Source organism: Alexandriicola marinus, from assembly GCF_004000435.1.
GTDB lineage: Bacteria > Pseudomonadota > Alphaproteobacteria > Rhodobacterales > Rhodobacteraceae > Alexandriicola > Alexandriicola marinus.
The window spans coordinates 16,848-31,055 of record NZ_RBVZ01000006.1; the positions used below are offsets into that span (position 1 = coordinate 16,848).

Annotated in this window: 13 protein-coding genes and 1 tRNA gene; 10 read left to right on the forward strand and 4 right to left on the reverse strand. The window is 64.8% G+C overall.

Annotation, left to right across the window (positions count from 1 at the left end; translation table 11 throughout):
• The first annotated feature begins 84 nt into the window (after positions 1–84).
• Entirely contained in the window at positions 85–1,167 is a 1,083-nt protein-coding gene (locus EP376_RS16220) for a zinc-binding dehydrogenase (protein ID WP_127656671.1), read from the forward strand.
• 143 nt (positions 1,168–1,310) lie between these two features.
• Here EP376_RS16220 and EP376_RS16225 read toward each other — a convergent pair whose 3' ends face one another.
• Positions 1,311–1,742 (reverse strand): GNAT family N-acetyltransferase, encoded by a 432-nt coding sequence (locus tag EP376_RS16225; protein WP_127656672.1) that lies wholly within the window; start codon positions 1,740–1,742, stop codon positions 1,311–1,313.
• Between the two features lie 98 nt (positions 1,743–1,840).
• Between EP376_RS16225 and EP376_RS16230 the strand changes: the two genes are divergently transcribed.
• Positions 1,841–3,070: a mandelate racemase/muconate lactonizing enzyme family protein gene (locus tag EP376_RS16230; RefSeq protein WP_127656673.1), complete on the forward strand. Its 1,230-nt coding sequence runs from the start codon at positions 1,841–1,843 to the stop codon at positions 3,068–3,070.
• A gap of 178 nt (positions 3,071–3,248) precedes the next feature.
• On the opposite strand, the gene EP376_RS16235 is transcribed toward EP376_RS16230, so the two are convergent.
• On the reverse strand, positions 3,249–4,118 hold the full coding sequence (locus EP376_RS16235; RefSeq protein ID WP_127656674.1) for a DMT family transporter: 870 nt from the start codon (positions 4,116–4,118) through the stop codon (positions 3,249–3,251).
• A 100-nt stretch (positions 4,119–4,218) separates the two neighbouring features.
• Here EP376_RS16235 and EP376_RS16240 point away from each other — a divergent pair, with 100 nt between their 5' ends.
• From EP376_RS16240 to EP376_RS16275, 8 genes are all read left to right on the forward strand, one after another.
• Positions 4,219–4,896 (forward strand): lysophospholipid acyltransferase family protein, encoded by a 678-nt coding sequence (locus EP376_RS16240; protein ID WP_127656675.1) that lies wholly within the window; start codon positions 4,219–4,221, stop codon positions 4,894–4,896.
• Positions 4,893–5,822, forward strand: coding sequence for a phosphatidate cytidylyltransferase (locus tag EP376_RS16245; RefSeq protein WP_127656676.1), 930 nt, complete (start codon positions 4,893–4,895; stop codon positions 5,820–5,822). Before EP376_RS16240 ends, EP376_RS16245 begins: the two co-directional genes overlap by 4 nt.
• A gap of 57 nt (positions 5,823–5,879) precedes the next feature.
• Positions 5,880–5,955 (forward strand) — tRNA-Ala (locus EP376_RS16250).
• A gap of 123 nt (positions 5,956–6,078) precedes the next feature.
• Positions 6,079–6,603, forward strand: coding sequence for a flavodoxin domain-containing protein (locus tag EP376_RS16255; protein WP_127656677.1), 525 nt, complete (start codon positions 6,079–6,081; stop codon positions 6,601–6,603).
• Positions 6,604–6,693: 90 nt separating this feature from the next.
• The gene (locus EP376_RS16260) at positions 6,694–7,302 is read left to right on the forward strand and encodes a CDP-alcohol phosphatidyltransferase family protein (RefSeq protein WP_127656678.1); all 609 of its coding nucleotides are present in this window, start codon (positions 6,694–6,696) and stop codon (positions 7,300–7,302) included.
• A 65-nt stretch (positions 7,303–7,367) separates the two neighbouring features.
• Positions 7,368–8,216, forward strand: a complete 849-nt coding sequence (locus tag EP376_RS16265) for an NAD-dependent epimerase/dehydratase family protein (RefSeq protein ID WP_164744954.1) — start codon at positions 7,368–7,370, stop codon at positions 8,214–8,216.
• On the forward strand, positions 8,213–8,836 hold the full coding sequence (locus EP376_RS16270) for a sugar transferase (RefSeq protein ID WP_127656826.1): 624 nt from the start codon (positions 8,213–8,215) through the stop codon (positions 8,834–8,836). The genes EP376_RS16265 and EP376_RS16270 overlap by 4 nt, the downstream gene beginning before the upstream one ends.
• A 203-nt stretch (positions 8,837–9,039) precedes the next feature.
• A complete protein-coding gene (locus EP376_RS16275; protein ID WP_127656827.1) occupies positions 9,040–10,935 on the forward strand; it encodes a polysaccharide biosynthesis protein in 1,896 nt (631 codons plus the stop codon).
• On the opposite strand, the gene galE is transcribed toward EP376_RS16275, so the two are convergent.
• Entirely contained in the window at positions 10,936–11,961 is a 1,026-nt protein-coding gene (gene galE, locus EP376_RS16280) for a UDP-glucose 4-epimerase GalE (RefSeq protein WP_127656680.1), read from the reverse strand.
• Positions 11,962–12,035: 74 nt separating this feature from the next.
• Entirely contained in the window at positions 12,036–14,042 is a 2,007-nt protein-coding gene (locus tag EP376_RS16285; RefSeq protein WP_127656681.1) for a hydantoinase/oxoprolinase N-terminal domain-containing protein, read from the reverse strand.
• Positions 14,043–14,208 lie beyond the last annotated feature (166 nt).

Sequence of the window (14,208 nt, forward strand, 5' to 3'; positions counted from 1 at the left end):
GGTGCACGCGCGGTTTTTCCGACTTGCGCCGCGCGCGGCAAAGCCGCAACCCTTCCGAACGAGACCACGCCCGAAGGAAACGCCATGTCCCGGATCAAAGCCGCCGTCTGCCACGCATTCGGCCACCCCCTGACGATCGAGGAGGTGGAGCTTCGCGCGCCCGCCGATCGCGAGGTCGAAGTGACGCTTGGCGCTGTTGCCATCTGCCATTCCGACATCTCCTACGCCGACGGCGCGTGGGGCGGGTCATTGCCCGCGGTCTATGGTCATGAGGCGGCGGGCCGGGTCAGTGCCGTCGGGCCGGGTGTAACCGGCCTGTCGGTCGGCGATTATGTCGTGGTGACCCTGATCCGGGCCTGTGGCGGCTGCCTGACCTGTTCGGACGGCAGACCCTACCTCTGCGAGACGCCCTATGACGGTGACCACGGGCCGCTGGCCACGGTCGATGGTGGGAAACTGCACCAGGCCATGGCCTGCGGCGCCTTTGCCGAAAAGGTCGTGGTCGACCACAGCCAGGTGGTGCGCCTGCCCGAGGACATCCCGGTCGACGCGGCAAGCCTGTTGGCATGCGGGGTGATCACAGGCGTCGGCGGCGTGGTCAACGCGGCGCAGCTGCGCGCGGGACAGGACGTGGTGGTGATCGGCGCGGGCGGCGTTGGGCTGAACGCGATCCAGGGCGCGCGCATCGCCGGTGCCCGGCGCATCGTGGCGGTCGACATGACGGAAGAAAAGCTTGCCATCGCACGGAACTTCGGCGCGACCGACGGTGTTCTCGCCACGCAAGAGGCCCCCTGGCGCGCGGCCAAGGCCGCGTTGGGGCGCGGCGCGGATGCTGTTCTGATCACGGTCGGCGCCATCCCGGCATTCAACAGCGCGCCCGCCTATCTGGCACGCGGCGGCAAGGCGATCATGATCGGGATGCCGCATACGGGCGCCGTTTCAAGCTATGAGCCCGCGATGGTCGCGGCCACGGGCCAGTCGCTTGTCGGTTCCAAGATGGGCGACACAAACATCAGGCGCGATATCCCGTGGCTTGCAGACCTTTATGGTCAGGGACGTTTGAAGCTCGATGAGCTGATCTCGGGCCGCTGGCGGCTCGACCAGATCAACGAGGCCATTGCCGATACGAAGACGGGCAGCGCCAAGCGCAACGTGATCATCTTCTGAAGGTAGGGCAGTTCTGATCCTACGCTGCTGGCGCAGAATCCAATGCGCGGGCGAGGGAGTTGAGGGCGGATGCCTCCGGCGGGAGTATTTTTTCCAACGCGAAGATGCGTGCAGTGTCGTGCAGGAGTTGGGTGGAAAAGATCTCAGTCCAGGTCGAAGGCCCCGTCCCATGCGAAACCGACGAAGGTTCGTTCATCGCCCTTCAGGCTTCGGTACAGAGCCAGCGCGGGGGCATTGTCAGGCTCGGTTCCCAGCCAGACACCGTCGAGATCGGCCGCGTCGGCATGATCGATGAGCATCCGGGTCACCCGGCTGGCGTGGCCCTTCCGCTGATGTTCGTCTCGTGTCCCGACCTCGTTGATGAACATCGCGGGCGGTTTGTCGGGATGCAGCAGGATCGTGGCCGAGGCGAAGGACAATATCAGATCGTCGTCCTGTGCCACCGCAATGACATGGAGCGCGCTTTCGAGGAAGGCGCGGGTCTGGTCCGGATCGACCGGCCTGTCGAAGAGCCCGGTAGGCTGCGCGCAAAGCAGTGCCGCGTCCTCGGGTGTCAGGAATCGGTAGAGCGTCATGAAAGGGACGCTCGCAGACCGGCCTTGTGATCGCAACTGGACGGGCCGTGCCAATCGGTGTTCGGTAGGCACCGCAGGCCAAAGCAGGAGACAGGGGCATGAAACTCGCCGATCTCGATATCATCGTCACCGCGCCCCCCGCGCCGGGCTGGGGCGGGCGGTACTGGATCCTCGTGAAGCTGACATCGGATACCGGCGTCGTGGGCTGGGGCGAATGCTATGGCGCCACGGTCGGACCCGATGCGATGAAAGCGGTTATCGCCGATGTATTCGAGCGGCATATGGCGGGCGAGACTCCCGAGAACATCGAACTGATGTTCCGCCGCGTCTATTCGTCGGGGTTCACCCAGCGGCCGGACCTAACGGTGATGGGCGCCTTTTCGGGGCTCGAGATCGCCTGTTGGGACATGCTGGGCAAGGATCGCGGGCGGCCGGTTCATGCGCTGATGGGCGGGATGATCACGGACAGGGTGCGTGCCTACACCTATCTGTATCCGTTGCCTCAACACCAACTGCCCGAGTTCTGGATCAGCCCCGAAATGGCCGCCGAATCCGCCGTCGACTGCGTGGAACGGGGATATACGGCCATCAAGTTCGACCCGGCGGGCCCCTACACGATCCGGTCGGGACATATGCCGTCGATGTCGGACATCACGCGGTCCGCGGCCTTTTGCGAAGCGATCCGGGGCGCCGTCGGCGACAGGGCGGATCTGCTGTTCGGCACCCATGGGCAGTTTTCGACCGCCGGCGCGATCCGGATCGGGCAGGCCATCGCGCCCTTCTCGCCGCTCTGGTTCGAGGAGCCGATGCCGCCCGATCAGCTGCCCGCCATCGCGCGGGTCGCGCGTGAGGTGCCGATCCCGGTCGCCACCGGGGAGCGGTTGACGACCCGCGCGGAATTCGTTGAGGCACTTCGCCACGGCGCGACGATCCTGCAACCCGCCCTTGGCCGAGCCGGCGGCCTGTGGGAAGGCCGCAAGATCGCGGCGCTTGCCGAAAGCTGGAACGCCCAGATTGCCCCGCATCTTTATGCCGGGCCCATCGAATGGGCCGCCAATATCCAGCTTTGCGCCACAATCCCGAACGGCCTGATGGCCGAGACGATCGAAACCCCGTTTCACGACGCTCTGGTCAAGGGGAGCCTGACTGTCGAGGATGGCCATGTCAGCGTGCCGACCACACCGGGCCTGGGCATCGAAGTCGACGAGGCGCTGGCCCGCGCCCATCCGTTCACGGGCGACGGGCTGCACCTGCAGATGTCGGAGGCGCCGGTCAGCTATCACGAAGCCAATGTCTTTGAAGGCGGGGCGCCGGTGAAGACTGTCTGAACGCGGACGGGCGGCCGCTTGGCCTTGGGCCCAGCCTGTCGTGATAGCCGGTCTCATTGCGCCGCAAGGGGACAAACGGCATCATGAGCGCCCCGGTCGCCTACCGTGGCCTTGTTGACCTGATGCAAACCGCGATTGTGGCAAAACCGTTGCTTCTGCCACGTGGTCTGACGCAAAGTCAGGTGGTGCGGCGCCTCGCGGCCCGGAGCGCGATGAGGTTCGATACCACCAGCGCCCCGATCACCACCACGCCCCCGAGGATCGCCCACGGACCGGGGTCCTCCCCCACCACGGCCCAGACCAGAAGCGGGGCCAGAACGGATTCGAGCAGGACAAGCAGGGCAACCTCGGCCGAGCTGATATAGCGCGGCCCTATGGTCAGAAGGCAGGTCGCCACGGCGATGACTGCACCGTGGCCGAGGAACAATGGCCAGTTCGCCTCGAGCGCCGGAAGAGGGTCGGTCAAGACGCCAAGGATGATCGCCGCCCCCAGAAAGGCGATCGGGATGGCCGGGATCATCGGCACGGCGCGCAACCGGCGCACAAGGGTCAATGCCAGCGCATAGGCCGCCGCGATATACAGCGCCCAGAGATCGCCTTTCCACGATGCGATTTCCGATGTCCCGGAGCCATAGGCGATGATCCCGAGCCCGAACAACACGACGAGCATCGTCAGAACCATCCGCAACCGGATCGGCTCGGCCATCAGCAACCGGCTGAACAGGCTGGCAAAGATCGGCATGCAGGCAAAGATGAACACGACATTGGCGACGCTGGTATAGGTCACCGCCATGACGAACGCCGGGGCGGTCGATCCGATCAGGAGGATATAGACCGCACCCACCCAGCCAGTGCCCAGCACTGCGCGGAACCCCTTCGCCCCCTGCCAGGCCAGCAGGATGATCAGGACGATCGTGCCCGCCGTCAGGGCGCGCCAGAACGCCGTCACCATCGGATCGGCCTCGATCAGCCGAACGAAGAGCGAATCCGGCACGACGAACAGAACGCCGATCGTCGTGATGAGTAATCCCTTTAGATGGTCAGTCATGGGCGGCGACCCTGAGACGGTTCCAACCCGTTGTAAAGAGAGCCGATGCGCCCGGCTGACGCCTCTTCCCAATCGGTCCCGCTTGGGCCAGTCTCTGAACATGTTAGCCAGCCTCTCACCCCGGCGCCTCGCGGCCCGCGCGACCGGACATGCCCTCACGTTGTTTGCCCGCTTCATTGCAGCGCCGCGGGCCGACTGGCAGGGGGTCGAACCCGAGGATCGGCAGCGCGTCTATTTCGCCAACCATGTGTCCAATGGCGATATGCCGATGATCTGGACGGTTCTGCCCGCCGCCCTGCGGCGCAAGACCCGGCCGGTGGCGGCCGCGGATTACTGGCTCAAGACGCCACTTCGCGCCTTCGTGGGACCGGAAGTGTTCAACTGCGTGCTCGTGGATCGGGAACGCAAGAACCCGGACGATGACCCGATGGCGCGGATCCTGGCGGCTCTCGACGAAGGGGCTTCGCTGATCATCTTTCCCGAGGGCAACCGCAACATGACGGAGGACCTGTTGCTGCCGTTCCGGGCGGGTCTGTACAACATGAGCAAGGCGCGGCCCGACGTCGATCTTGTTCCGACCTGGGTCGCCAATCTCAACGAGATCATGCCCAAGGGCGAGGTCATCCCCTTGCCGCTGATGTGCACGGTCACCTTCGGCGCGCCGATCCGGGTGGAAGAGGGCGAAAGCAAGGACGCGTTCCTGGCCCGCGCGCGCAATGCTCTGGGCAACCTCGCGCCGGAAGAGTTGCAGCGCGAAACGGGCTGGCAGCCGGCATGAACGCTGCTGCGAATGACATCGTGTTCCTGTTGTTCGGGGCCATCGCGATTCTGATCGTGCTGACACTTCTGGGTGACGCCATGGCGCTGCGGCGCCCCGGACCGATGGTCGAAACCTACAAGACCCGGGTCAACAGCTGGTGGGCGATGGTGATCCTGTTTGCCCTGTCGCTTCTGATCGGTCGGGCGGGCGTCACGCTTCTGTTCGCCTTTGCCGCCTTCGCCGCACTTCGGGAATTCCTGACCCTGTCGACCAAGCACAAGGCCGATCACCTCGCGCTTGTTCTGGGGTTCTATGTGGTTCTGCCGCTGCAATTCTTCTTTGTCTGGATGGGCTGGACCGGGCTTTATACCGTGTTCGTGCCTGTCTATGCCTTCCTGCTGCTGCCGATCGCCTCGGCCCTGCGCGGCGATCCAGAGCGGTTCCTTGTCCGGATCGCGGAAACGCAATGGGGCCTGATGATATGCGTGTTCTGCATAAGCCATGTTCCCGCGCTGATGATGATCGAGACGGCAGACAGCGCCGGACGGGGTATTCTTCTGATCGCCTTTCTGATCATGGTCGTTCAACTGGGCGATCTGCTTGATTTCTACTTCGGGCGCCGGTTCGGCCGTCGCCGGATCGCCCCGAAGCTCTCGCCCAAGACATGGGAGGGTTTGGCCGCGGGTGTTGCCTTTGCCGGGCTGATAGGGGTGGTGTTCTCGTCGCTCACGCCGTTTCACCCGCTTGCGGCGGGCGCTCTGGCGGCCGTGGCATCGCTTGCGGGGATGTTCGGCAACCTCGTGCTGACCGCGATCAAGCATGACCGTGGCGTCCGGGATTGGAGCCACCTGATCCCCGGTCAGGGCGGGTTTCTGGATCAGCTCGATTCGGTCATCTTCGCAGCTCCGATTTTCTATCACCTCGTTCATCTGACAATGACCTGACCGGGCCGAGCGCAACGCTTGACTCCGCCCCCACAAGGCGCGAAAAGCAGCGCCGATGGGGCCGTAGCTCAGTTGGGAGAGCGCGTCGTTCGCAATGACGAGGTCGTCGGTTCGATCCCGATCGGCTCCACCAATCACTCCAAAGCACCGGAACGGGCCCGCGCGGGGATTTGCGCGAAATCAAGTTGTGCGCTCAGCGGATCGGGTAGCCTCCGAAACCGAAGACGCCGGTTTCCAGACGTAAAGGCCCAGAACGATGAACATTCCCGTCCTCTTCGCCACGGTCGAAGGCCATACCGGCCGGCTCTCCCGCTTCATCACGTCGGAACTGGAGGCCGCGGGCCATGACACGACCGCGATCGACCTGTCGGACCAGATGGCTCCGGTATCGCTCGAGGGCGCCGACCGGGTGATCCTTGCAGGCTCCGTCCATGAACGCAGACATCCCCAGTCGCTCGAGGTTTTCGTCACCGCCCAGCGCGAGGACCTGTCGCAACGACCCTCGATGATGATCTCGGTCAGCCTGAGCGCGGCCTTTGACGAAGGTATGGACGAGGCGCGGGATTATCTTACCGAAATGGAGATGCGAACCGGGTTTCGTCCGCAACGGGAGCTTCTGGTCGCGGGTGCCGTCCGGACCTCGCGTTATGATTACTTCGCGCGGCAGGTGATCCGCCATGTCGTCCTGCGCGGCAAGGACATCGATCCCGACAAGGGCGAACATGACTTTACCGATTACGACGCCCTGCGCAGCGCCATTCTGGATTTCGCGGGCGGATAGGCCGCTCACTTTACCGTCACCGGGCGACGAGATGCTTGGCGCTTTGCGGGTGGAGGTTTATCGCTTCGACGACACTTGGAGTGCTGTTCCATGCTCGACGCCGCCGCCAGACGCCTGATCGACCCGCCCCTCAACCGGGCCGGGCGCATGATTGCCCGCACCGGAATATGCGCCGACACCGTGACGTTGATCGGCCTCGGACTTGGCCTTCTGGCCGCCTTCCTGATCGCGATCGGACATCCGGCATGGTCCATTGTGCCGTTGATCGGGTCGCGGTTGGCCGACGGGCTGGACGGGGCCATCGCGCGCGCCACCCAGAAGACCGACTTCGGCGGTTACCTCGATATCGCGGCGGATTTCCTGTTCTACGGGGCGATCCCTCTGGCGTTCGTCCTGAATGATCCGGCGAGCAACGGGGCAGCGGGGGCGTTTCTTCTGACCGCGTTCTATTTCAACGGCACCTCGTTTCTGGGCTACGCCATCCTCGCGGAAAAGCGCGGCCTTCAGACCCGGGCGCAGGGGATCAAGTCGCTCTATTTCTCGAATGGCCTGCTGGAAGGCACAGAGACCATCGCCTTCTTCGTCCTGTTGTGCCTGTTCTCGGGCAGTTTCGCCGTCATGGCGTGGATCTTCGGAACCCTGTGCTTTGTCGGGGGCATCTTGCGGATCTATGCGGCCTCGCGGGTGTTTCGGGACTGATCATGCTGGATTGTCAGGCCCGCTTGGGCTAGCTCGCTTCCTTGTGATCACTTCAAGGGGCCATGATGACGCTCAAGCATGACGTCCCGGCCAGGGGGCCTTTGATCCTTGGTGCAGGCGGCCGCATCGGCCGCGCATTCCGTGTGCTGGCCGAAGGGGGCCACTGGCCGGTGGCCGAACGGCCGCTTTGGCACGGCAGACGGGGCGCCGACTACAGCTGGGACATGCTGGCCGAACCGCCACCGCGCGATGACAGGCTGTCAGACGTGTCGGGAATGATCGTTCTGGCCGGGGGGCGATCGGGGGGGGATATCGCACCGCAGGAGGCCGCTGCTCTGGCCCGGGCCGCGCTCGACCTGGCCCTGCGCGAAGGGATAGGGCCGGTGCTTCTGTGTTCGTCGCAAGCCGTCTACGGACCCACAGCAGGTCCGCATTCCGAAGTTGGCCCGACCGCTGCGCATACCGCCTATGGCGAGGCAAAGCTGGCGATGGAGAACGCGGCAGGTGTCGATGCCTGTTGCCTGAGGATCGGCAATGTCGCCGGCTGCGACATGCTGCTGATGAACGCGGCCAAGGGCCGCGTGACACTCGACCGGTTTCCCGATGGGCAAAGCCCGCGCCGATGCTATATCGGGCCGGTCTCGCTGGCCCGGATCATGATCGGATTGCTCGACGGGGGGCGGAGCCTCCCGGCCGCGCTGAACCTCGCCGCACCCGGAACCGTTTCGATGTCCGACCTGCTGGAGGCAGCGTCGCTTGATTTCGACTGGCGCCCGGCGCCTGCGGGCGCGCTGCCCGACCTCAGGCTGGACCTGTCCCGGCTCGCGGGCCTTGTTCCGCTCGACCCCGATTGGGGCCAAGCCGAAACGCTCATCGCCGAGGCACGGCTTGCCGGATGGGCGCCCGCATCATGACCCCCGGCAAACGCGCCCTCGATCTTGTTCTGTGCATTCCGACGGCGATCCTCGGGCTTCCGCTGATTGCTCTCATCGCCCTGATCCTGCTGATCCGGGAGGGGCGACCGATCCTTTATGTCTCGGAACGGATGAAAACCCATGACACACCGTTCCAGCTCTACAAATTCAGGACGATGCGCCCGGCCCCGCCGGGGGCTGACAGCGGGGTTACGGGCGGCGACAAATCCGACCGGATGAGCGATTTCCACAGGGCCCTGCGGCGCAGCCGGCTCGATGAATTGCCGCAGTTGTGGAACGTCATTCGCGGCGACATGAGCCTTGTCGGTCCGCGTCCCCCGCTGAAAATCTATGTCGATGACTACCCTGAAACATACCGTGAGGTGCTGACCTGCCGACCCGGTGTGACGGGTCTTGCGTCGCTGGTCTTCCACGCGCACGAAGAAAACCTGTTGAAACAGTGCAAAACGGCGCAGGAAACCGACGAAGTCTATCGACGCCGCTGCATTCCGCGCAAGGCGGAACTCGATCTGATCTACAAGGCGAACCAGAGTGTCTGCGGCGACATCCTGCTAATCTGGCGCACCGCGCGCGGCGTCCTGCTCAGACGGCGGGGGTAAGCTTGCGGACAAGGGCAAAACGTCTATGATTTTGGCGGTTAACTGCTTGTTCCCGGGGTCCGACTCGTTGCCTGTCCGGCGCTTCTACTCGGCTTTTTTCTGGTTTGGCATTTGAACATCGCGATCATCCTGCGCTGGTGATCAGGGGGAAGAAAAGAGTGTCGCTGAACACCGTCCACGGATTACTTTTGCGCATCGTGTCGATGCTTCCCCGGAAGGCCAAGCAGACCTTTATCATCGCGCTTGATGTTATGATGGTTCCGGTGGCTCTCGTGCTGTCGCACGCATTGCTCCAGAATTCCCTGCCGACAACGGAATCCCTGTCTCAATCCTGGATGGCGGTGGCGATCCTGATGACGGTTGCCGGACTGCTGTGTTCGGCCATGGGCATCCACAAGGTTCAGCTCAAGGCCTATGAGACCCGCGCATTCGGGATGACGGTGGTGCATGCACTGGTCATCGGGGCCGTCGCGCTGCTTCTGGATCGGCTTGCAGGGTTCGACAGCCCGGCCTCGAATTCGATCGTCTTTGCGTTTGTCTATCTCGGGATCTGTGCGGGCTCGCGGTATGTGCTCCTTCAGGGGCTGCACTGGATCTATCGCTCGTCGAGTGACCGGGTCCGCGTGGTAATCTACGGCGCCGGGCGCACCGGCAAACAGCTGGCCGCCGCGCTGAATACGGATGAGACGATCGTCCCCATCGCCTTTGTCGATGACAATGCAGGCATGCAGTCGACGATCGTGCAGGGGCTTCGCGTCTATTCGCCGATCGCGATCTCGAGCCTCGTCAAGGAAAAACGGGTCGACCGGGTTCTCTTGGCCATGCCATCGCTGTCGCGCGCACGTCTTGCGCAGATTTCGGCGCGGCTCGAGGATATGGGCCTGAACGTCGAAAGCCTTCCCTCGTTTGCCCAGCTTGCCGGAAATGGCGCCCGGCTGGTCGAACAGCTGCGCCCCGTCTCGCCGGGCGATTTCCTCGGCCGCGAGCCGCTTGACCGGGAATTGACGAATGGCGCAGAGACCTATGCCGGCAAGTCGGTTCTCATCACCGGGGCGGGCGGCTCGATCGGGTCGGAACTGTGCCGGCAATTGATCACGACCAAGCCCCGCAGGCTCGTCCTGATGGAGCTGAGCGAGCTTGCCCTTTACAATATCGATCAGGAACTCGGGGCCCTTGGCCGCCGCCACGGGGTCGAGATCGTGCCCTGCCTGGGCTCGGTTCGCGACGCGCCGGTCGTGCGCAAGGTGATCGAGGATCACGCGGTCGAGATCGTCCTTCATGCGGCCGCCTACAAGCACGTGCCGATCGTCGAGCGCGATCCTGTCCCCGGCTTTGCCAACAACGTGCTTGGCACGCAGGTCGTGGCGCAGGCTGCACTGGATGCGGGCGTGGGCCAGTTCATCCTGATCTCGACCGACAAGGCCGTGCGCCCCAAGAACATGATGGGCGCGTCCAAACGGCTCGCCGAACTGGTGATCCAGGATCTGGCAAGCCGGTCCGATCCATCCCAGGGTGGAACGATCTTCTCGATGGTCCGGTTCGGCAATGTGATCGGATCTTCGGGATCGGTCATTCCTCTGTTTGAGGAACAGATCGCCCGCGGCGGCCCCGTGACGCTGACCCATCGCGACGTGACCCGCTATTTCATGACGATCCCCGAGGCCGCCCGCCTTGTCCTTGTGTCGGGAACCTTCGCCCATGGCGGCGATGTCTTCGTTCTCGACATGGGTGATCCGGTGTCGATCTACGATCTGGCCCGCCAGATGATTTCGGCGGCGAATTACACCGTTCGCGACGAGGACAATCCCAACGGCGATATCGAGATTGTTCTGACCGGTCTGCGCCCGGGTGAGAAATTGCAGGAAGAGTTGCTGATCGGAACCGGCCAGACCACAACCCCGCATCCGAAGATCCTTCAGGCGCAGGAAATCCGTCTGTCCGAGATCGAGGTCGCGGCCTGCCTGAAATCGCTTCGCGGCGCTATCGCCGAGGCGAACAACACCGCCATCCGCGCGATCGTCGGACGCTGGGTCGAAGGCAACCAGATCGAAGGTCTGCCCGAGCTGGTCGAACAACCGGAACAGACAGAACAGGCCTGATCACTCGGCGTCGCTGCCGCGGTAGCCGTGGGGATTGGCGGATTGCCAGTTCCAGACACTCTCCACCATGTCGTCGAGCCCCAGCCGGGCCTGCCAGCCCATCCGCTCCCGAGCGAGGCTGCAATCGGCGGACATCTCGGCCACGTCGCCGGCGCGGCGTGCCACGATCTCAATCGGCAGATCGCGCCCGACGACTCGGCTGAAGGCCGCGTGCATCTCGCGCACGGAATAGCCCTGACCTGTTCCGATGTTGTAGACCTCGGCGCCCGACGTTGCCGCCGCGCGATCAAGCGCGGCGACATGGGCCCGCGCCAGATCCACAACGTGGATGTAGTCCCGGATGCCGGTGCCGTCGCGGGTGTCGTAATCCTCGCCAAAGACGCGCAATCTGTCGCGTGCGCCGGTCGCGACCTGCGCCAGGAACGGCATCAGGTTGTTGGGCACGCCGTTTGGATCCTCTCCGATCCGGCCCGACGGATGCGCGCCCACCGGGTTGAAATACCGCAGGTTCAACGCGGCCCGCCCGTCAGATGCCGCGGCCCAGTCGTTCAGAACCTGCTCGACCATCACCTTGCTGTGCGCGTAGGGGCTGATCGGCCGTATCGGATGCGCCTCGTCATAGGGCAGGTACTCCGGCTCCCCGTAGACCGTCGCCGTCGAGGAAAAGATGATCCGGCCGCAATCCGACGCCTCCATCGCACGAAGGAGCGACAGGGACCCCGCGACATTCACATCGTAATACTCGACCGGCTTCTGGGTGCTTTCTCCGACAGCCTTGAGCCCGGCGAAATGGATCACTGCATCGGGGCGAAAGTCTTGCGCGATCCGCGTGATCCGGCCCGTATCCCGGACATCGGCCTCGTGCACTTCCATCGGGCCATTGGTCAGTTCGCGGACGCGATCCAGCGCCACAGGAGAGCCGTTGTCGAAATTGTCGATGATCGCGACCTCGTGGCCCTGACCCAGTAGCTCGACCACAGTATGGGTGCCGATATACCCCGCCCCCCCTGTCACCAGAACCCGCATGAACCTGCCCCTTCGCGCCGCGTGATTGATCGGCGCGGACAATAGGTGCGTCGCGCCAAAGTGGAAAGACCCGCTCACCCATCCGCAATGCGCGGCCGGCCCTGTACGGTGGCCCGAATGCGGGCCTCGATGAACAGAGGGCTGCCTTCGACCTCGACCTCCTTGATCTCGATCTCGGTATGCGAACTCATGTCCCCGATCCCCGCTGCGCGGGCCCGTCCGGCGGCCTCTGCCAGCAGCTGCGCTTCGGTCGCACGAATTGCGGCATCGCGGTCGGTGTATCGCATGGGCTCTGCCCGGGTATGGGACAGATAGACCCCCTGCCCTGCCGCGCTGACCGACCCTTCGGCATGAACGGTGATCTGGCCCACCACCGCGCCGATCGCATTCGCGACGCCGGCATGGGCAGGCAGGATCATCCGCACACCCAGCCGGGTGCCCACTGCGCCGTAGTAACTGGGCGCCGAGGCCCCCAGACCGACGACCGGAACACCCAGCCGCAGGTCAACCTCGATAACCCCGCGATGCCCGTCGAGGCCCGCGCGGGTCAGCGGATGCCGCGCAAGATCGGCGTGTCCCGCCCCCCAGTCGCGCCCATCATCGGCAAAGGCCGCCTCGAGAAGGCAGGTCACCGTCTGATCGGTCAGCTGATCGACGATCATCTGCGCCATCGCCGTCGCATCCGGCGCCAGCCGGTTGCCCGCACCCGTGCGTTTCATCGAAAAAAGGCGCAACGCCTTTTCAGCCGCAAGGCCATCCCAGTCGGACAACAGGCCCAGCACATGCCCAGCGTCGGACGGCGTGAGCCCGCTGAGGATCACTTCGCCCCGGCTGACCAGGCGAAGAAGGGCGGGTCCCTCGATCCGGTTGCGCACCGCCTGCTGGACCGGCAGCGGCCCGCCGGCAAGCCTCTCGGCCACGGCCGCTTCGCGCCGGTCGAGGCCCGCGGGCATCACCGACCACAGGGGCACGGCGAACCGGCCCGCTCCGTCCGCTGCCATGCCCTGCGACAGGGCCTCATCCAGCGCGCGATGAACAAGCCCCGGATGGGCCCGCGCCAGAAGGGATACCGGCATCAACCGCCGAGGGCCGAGGACCAGCCCGCCATCGAGGCCCTCTTTCAGATGGACCTCGCTGTCGCCGCCCAGACCGGTCGTCCGCATCGCCACGGCCTCGACCATGGTCCGGTAGCGACCAACACGCGCACCAGCCGGATCGATCGCGGGCCGACCGTCCCGCAAAAGGCAGACATCCGTCGTCGTGCCGCCGATGTCACTGACCAGAGCGTCGCGTTCGCCGGTCAGCCAGCTGGCGCCCGCAATGCTGGCGGCAGGGCCAGAAAGGATCGTCTCGATCGGGCGTTCGCGCGCCAGATCGGCGCTGACAAGCGCGCCGTCCCCGCGCACGACCATCAACTCTGCCCCGATGCCGCGCGCATCAAGCTCGGCCCGGCAGGCGGCGATCAAGCCGTCGATCAAGCCGATCAGACGGGCGTTCAGCACCGCCGTCAGTGCCCGCTTCGGCCCACCGAGGGCAGTCGCGAGTTCGTGCGAACAGGTCACAGGCAGGCCGGTTCTTTCACGGATCACCGCGCGCGCGGCCTGTTCATGGGCCGGGTTCCGGGTCGCGAATTGCGCGGCAACGGCAATGCCGGTGATTTCGGGGCCCAGCGCCGCCAACCCCTGTTCCAGCGCCGCGATATCCAGCGGTTCGCGCGCCTCGCCGGAATGGCCGTGACCGCCCGCGATCAGGATCACCGGATCACCGCCCAGCGCCTCTTCGAGCCCGTCGCGCGCGATCTCGCTCCGGTCGAAGCCGATAAAGACCAGCGCGACGCGCCCACCCTGCCCCTCGACCAGCGCATTCGTGGCCAGAGTGGTCGAGAGCGACACCATCGCGACATCCGAGGCCGCGATCCCGGTTTCGCTCAGGACCCCGTCGACGGCACCGGCAATACCCGGCGCAAGGTCGGGCCGGGTGGTCAGCGACTTGGCCGAACCGATCACCCGATCCGTCGTGTCGTCGATCAGGACGGCGTCGGTATAGGTTCCGCCCGTATCAACACCCAGCAAGATCGCCACGTTCCAACTCCTTCGCCGCTGATCCGCGACACTGTATGGCCGGGGCTTCGGCCGCAATCGCCCGATTGCGTCACCCCGGGTGCGGTAATCGCCCGCAGACCCTGTGGATGACAAAGCGCGCGGGGGACATCCCCGCGCGCCCTATTGGCATCAGTCTCGAAACGAG

Excerpts from the sequence above, each read along its gene's own strand:
- EP376_RS16220 (WP_127656671.1), top strand. The coding sequence starts at position 85 with ATGTCCCGGATCAAAGCCGCCGTCTGCCACGCATTCGGCCACCCCCTG.
- EP376_RS16225 (WP_127656672.1), bottom strand. The coding sequence starts at position 1,742 with ATGACGCTCTACCGATTCCTGACACCCGAGGACGCGGCACTGCTTTGC.
- EP376_RS16230 (WP_127656673.1), top strand. The coding sequence starts at position 1,841 with ATGAAACTCGCCGATCTCGATATCATCGTCACCGCGCCCCCCGCGCCG.
- EP376_RS16235 (WP_127656674.1), bottom strand. The coding sequence starts at position 4,118 with ATGACTGACCATCTAAAGGGATTACTCATCACGACGATCGGCGTTCTG.
- EP376_RS16240 (WP_127656675.1), top strand. The coding sequence starts at position 4,219 with ATGTTAGCCAGCCTCTCACCCCGGCGCCTCGCGGCCCGCGCGACCGGA.
- EP376_RS16245 (WP_127656676.1), top strand. The coding sequence starts at position 4,893 with ATGAACGCTGCTGCGAATGACATCGTGTTCCTGTTGTTCGGGGCCATC.
- EP376_RS16255 (WP_127656677.1), top strand. The coding sequence starts at position 6,079 with ATGAACATTCCCGTCCTCTTCGCCACGGTCGAAGGCCATACCGGCCGG.
- EP376_RS16260 (WP_127656678.1), top strand. The coding sequence starts at position 6,694 with ATGCTCGACGCCGCCGCCAGACGCCTGATCGACCCGCCCCTCAACCGG.
- EP376_RS16265 (WP_164744954.1), top strand. The coding sequence starts at position 7,368 with ATGACGCTCAAGCATGACGTCCCGGCCAGGGGGCCTTTGATCCTTGGT.
- EP376_RS16270 (WP_127656826.1), top strand. The coding sequence starts at position 8,213 with ATGACCCCCGGCAAACGCGCCCTCGATCTTGTTCTGTGCATTCCGACG.
- EP376_RS16275 (WP_127656827.1), top strand. The coding sequence starts at position 9,040 with ATGCTTCCCCGGAAGGCCAAGCAGACCTTTATCATCGCGCTTGATGTT.
- galE (WP_127656680.1), bottom strand. The coding sequence starts at position 11,961 with ATGCGGGTTCTGGTGACAGGGGGGGCGGGGTATATCGGCACCCATACT.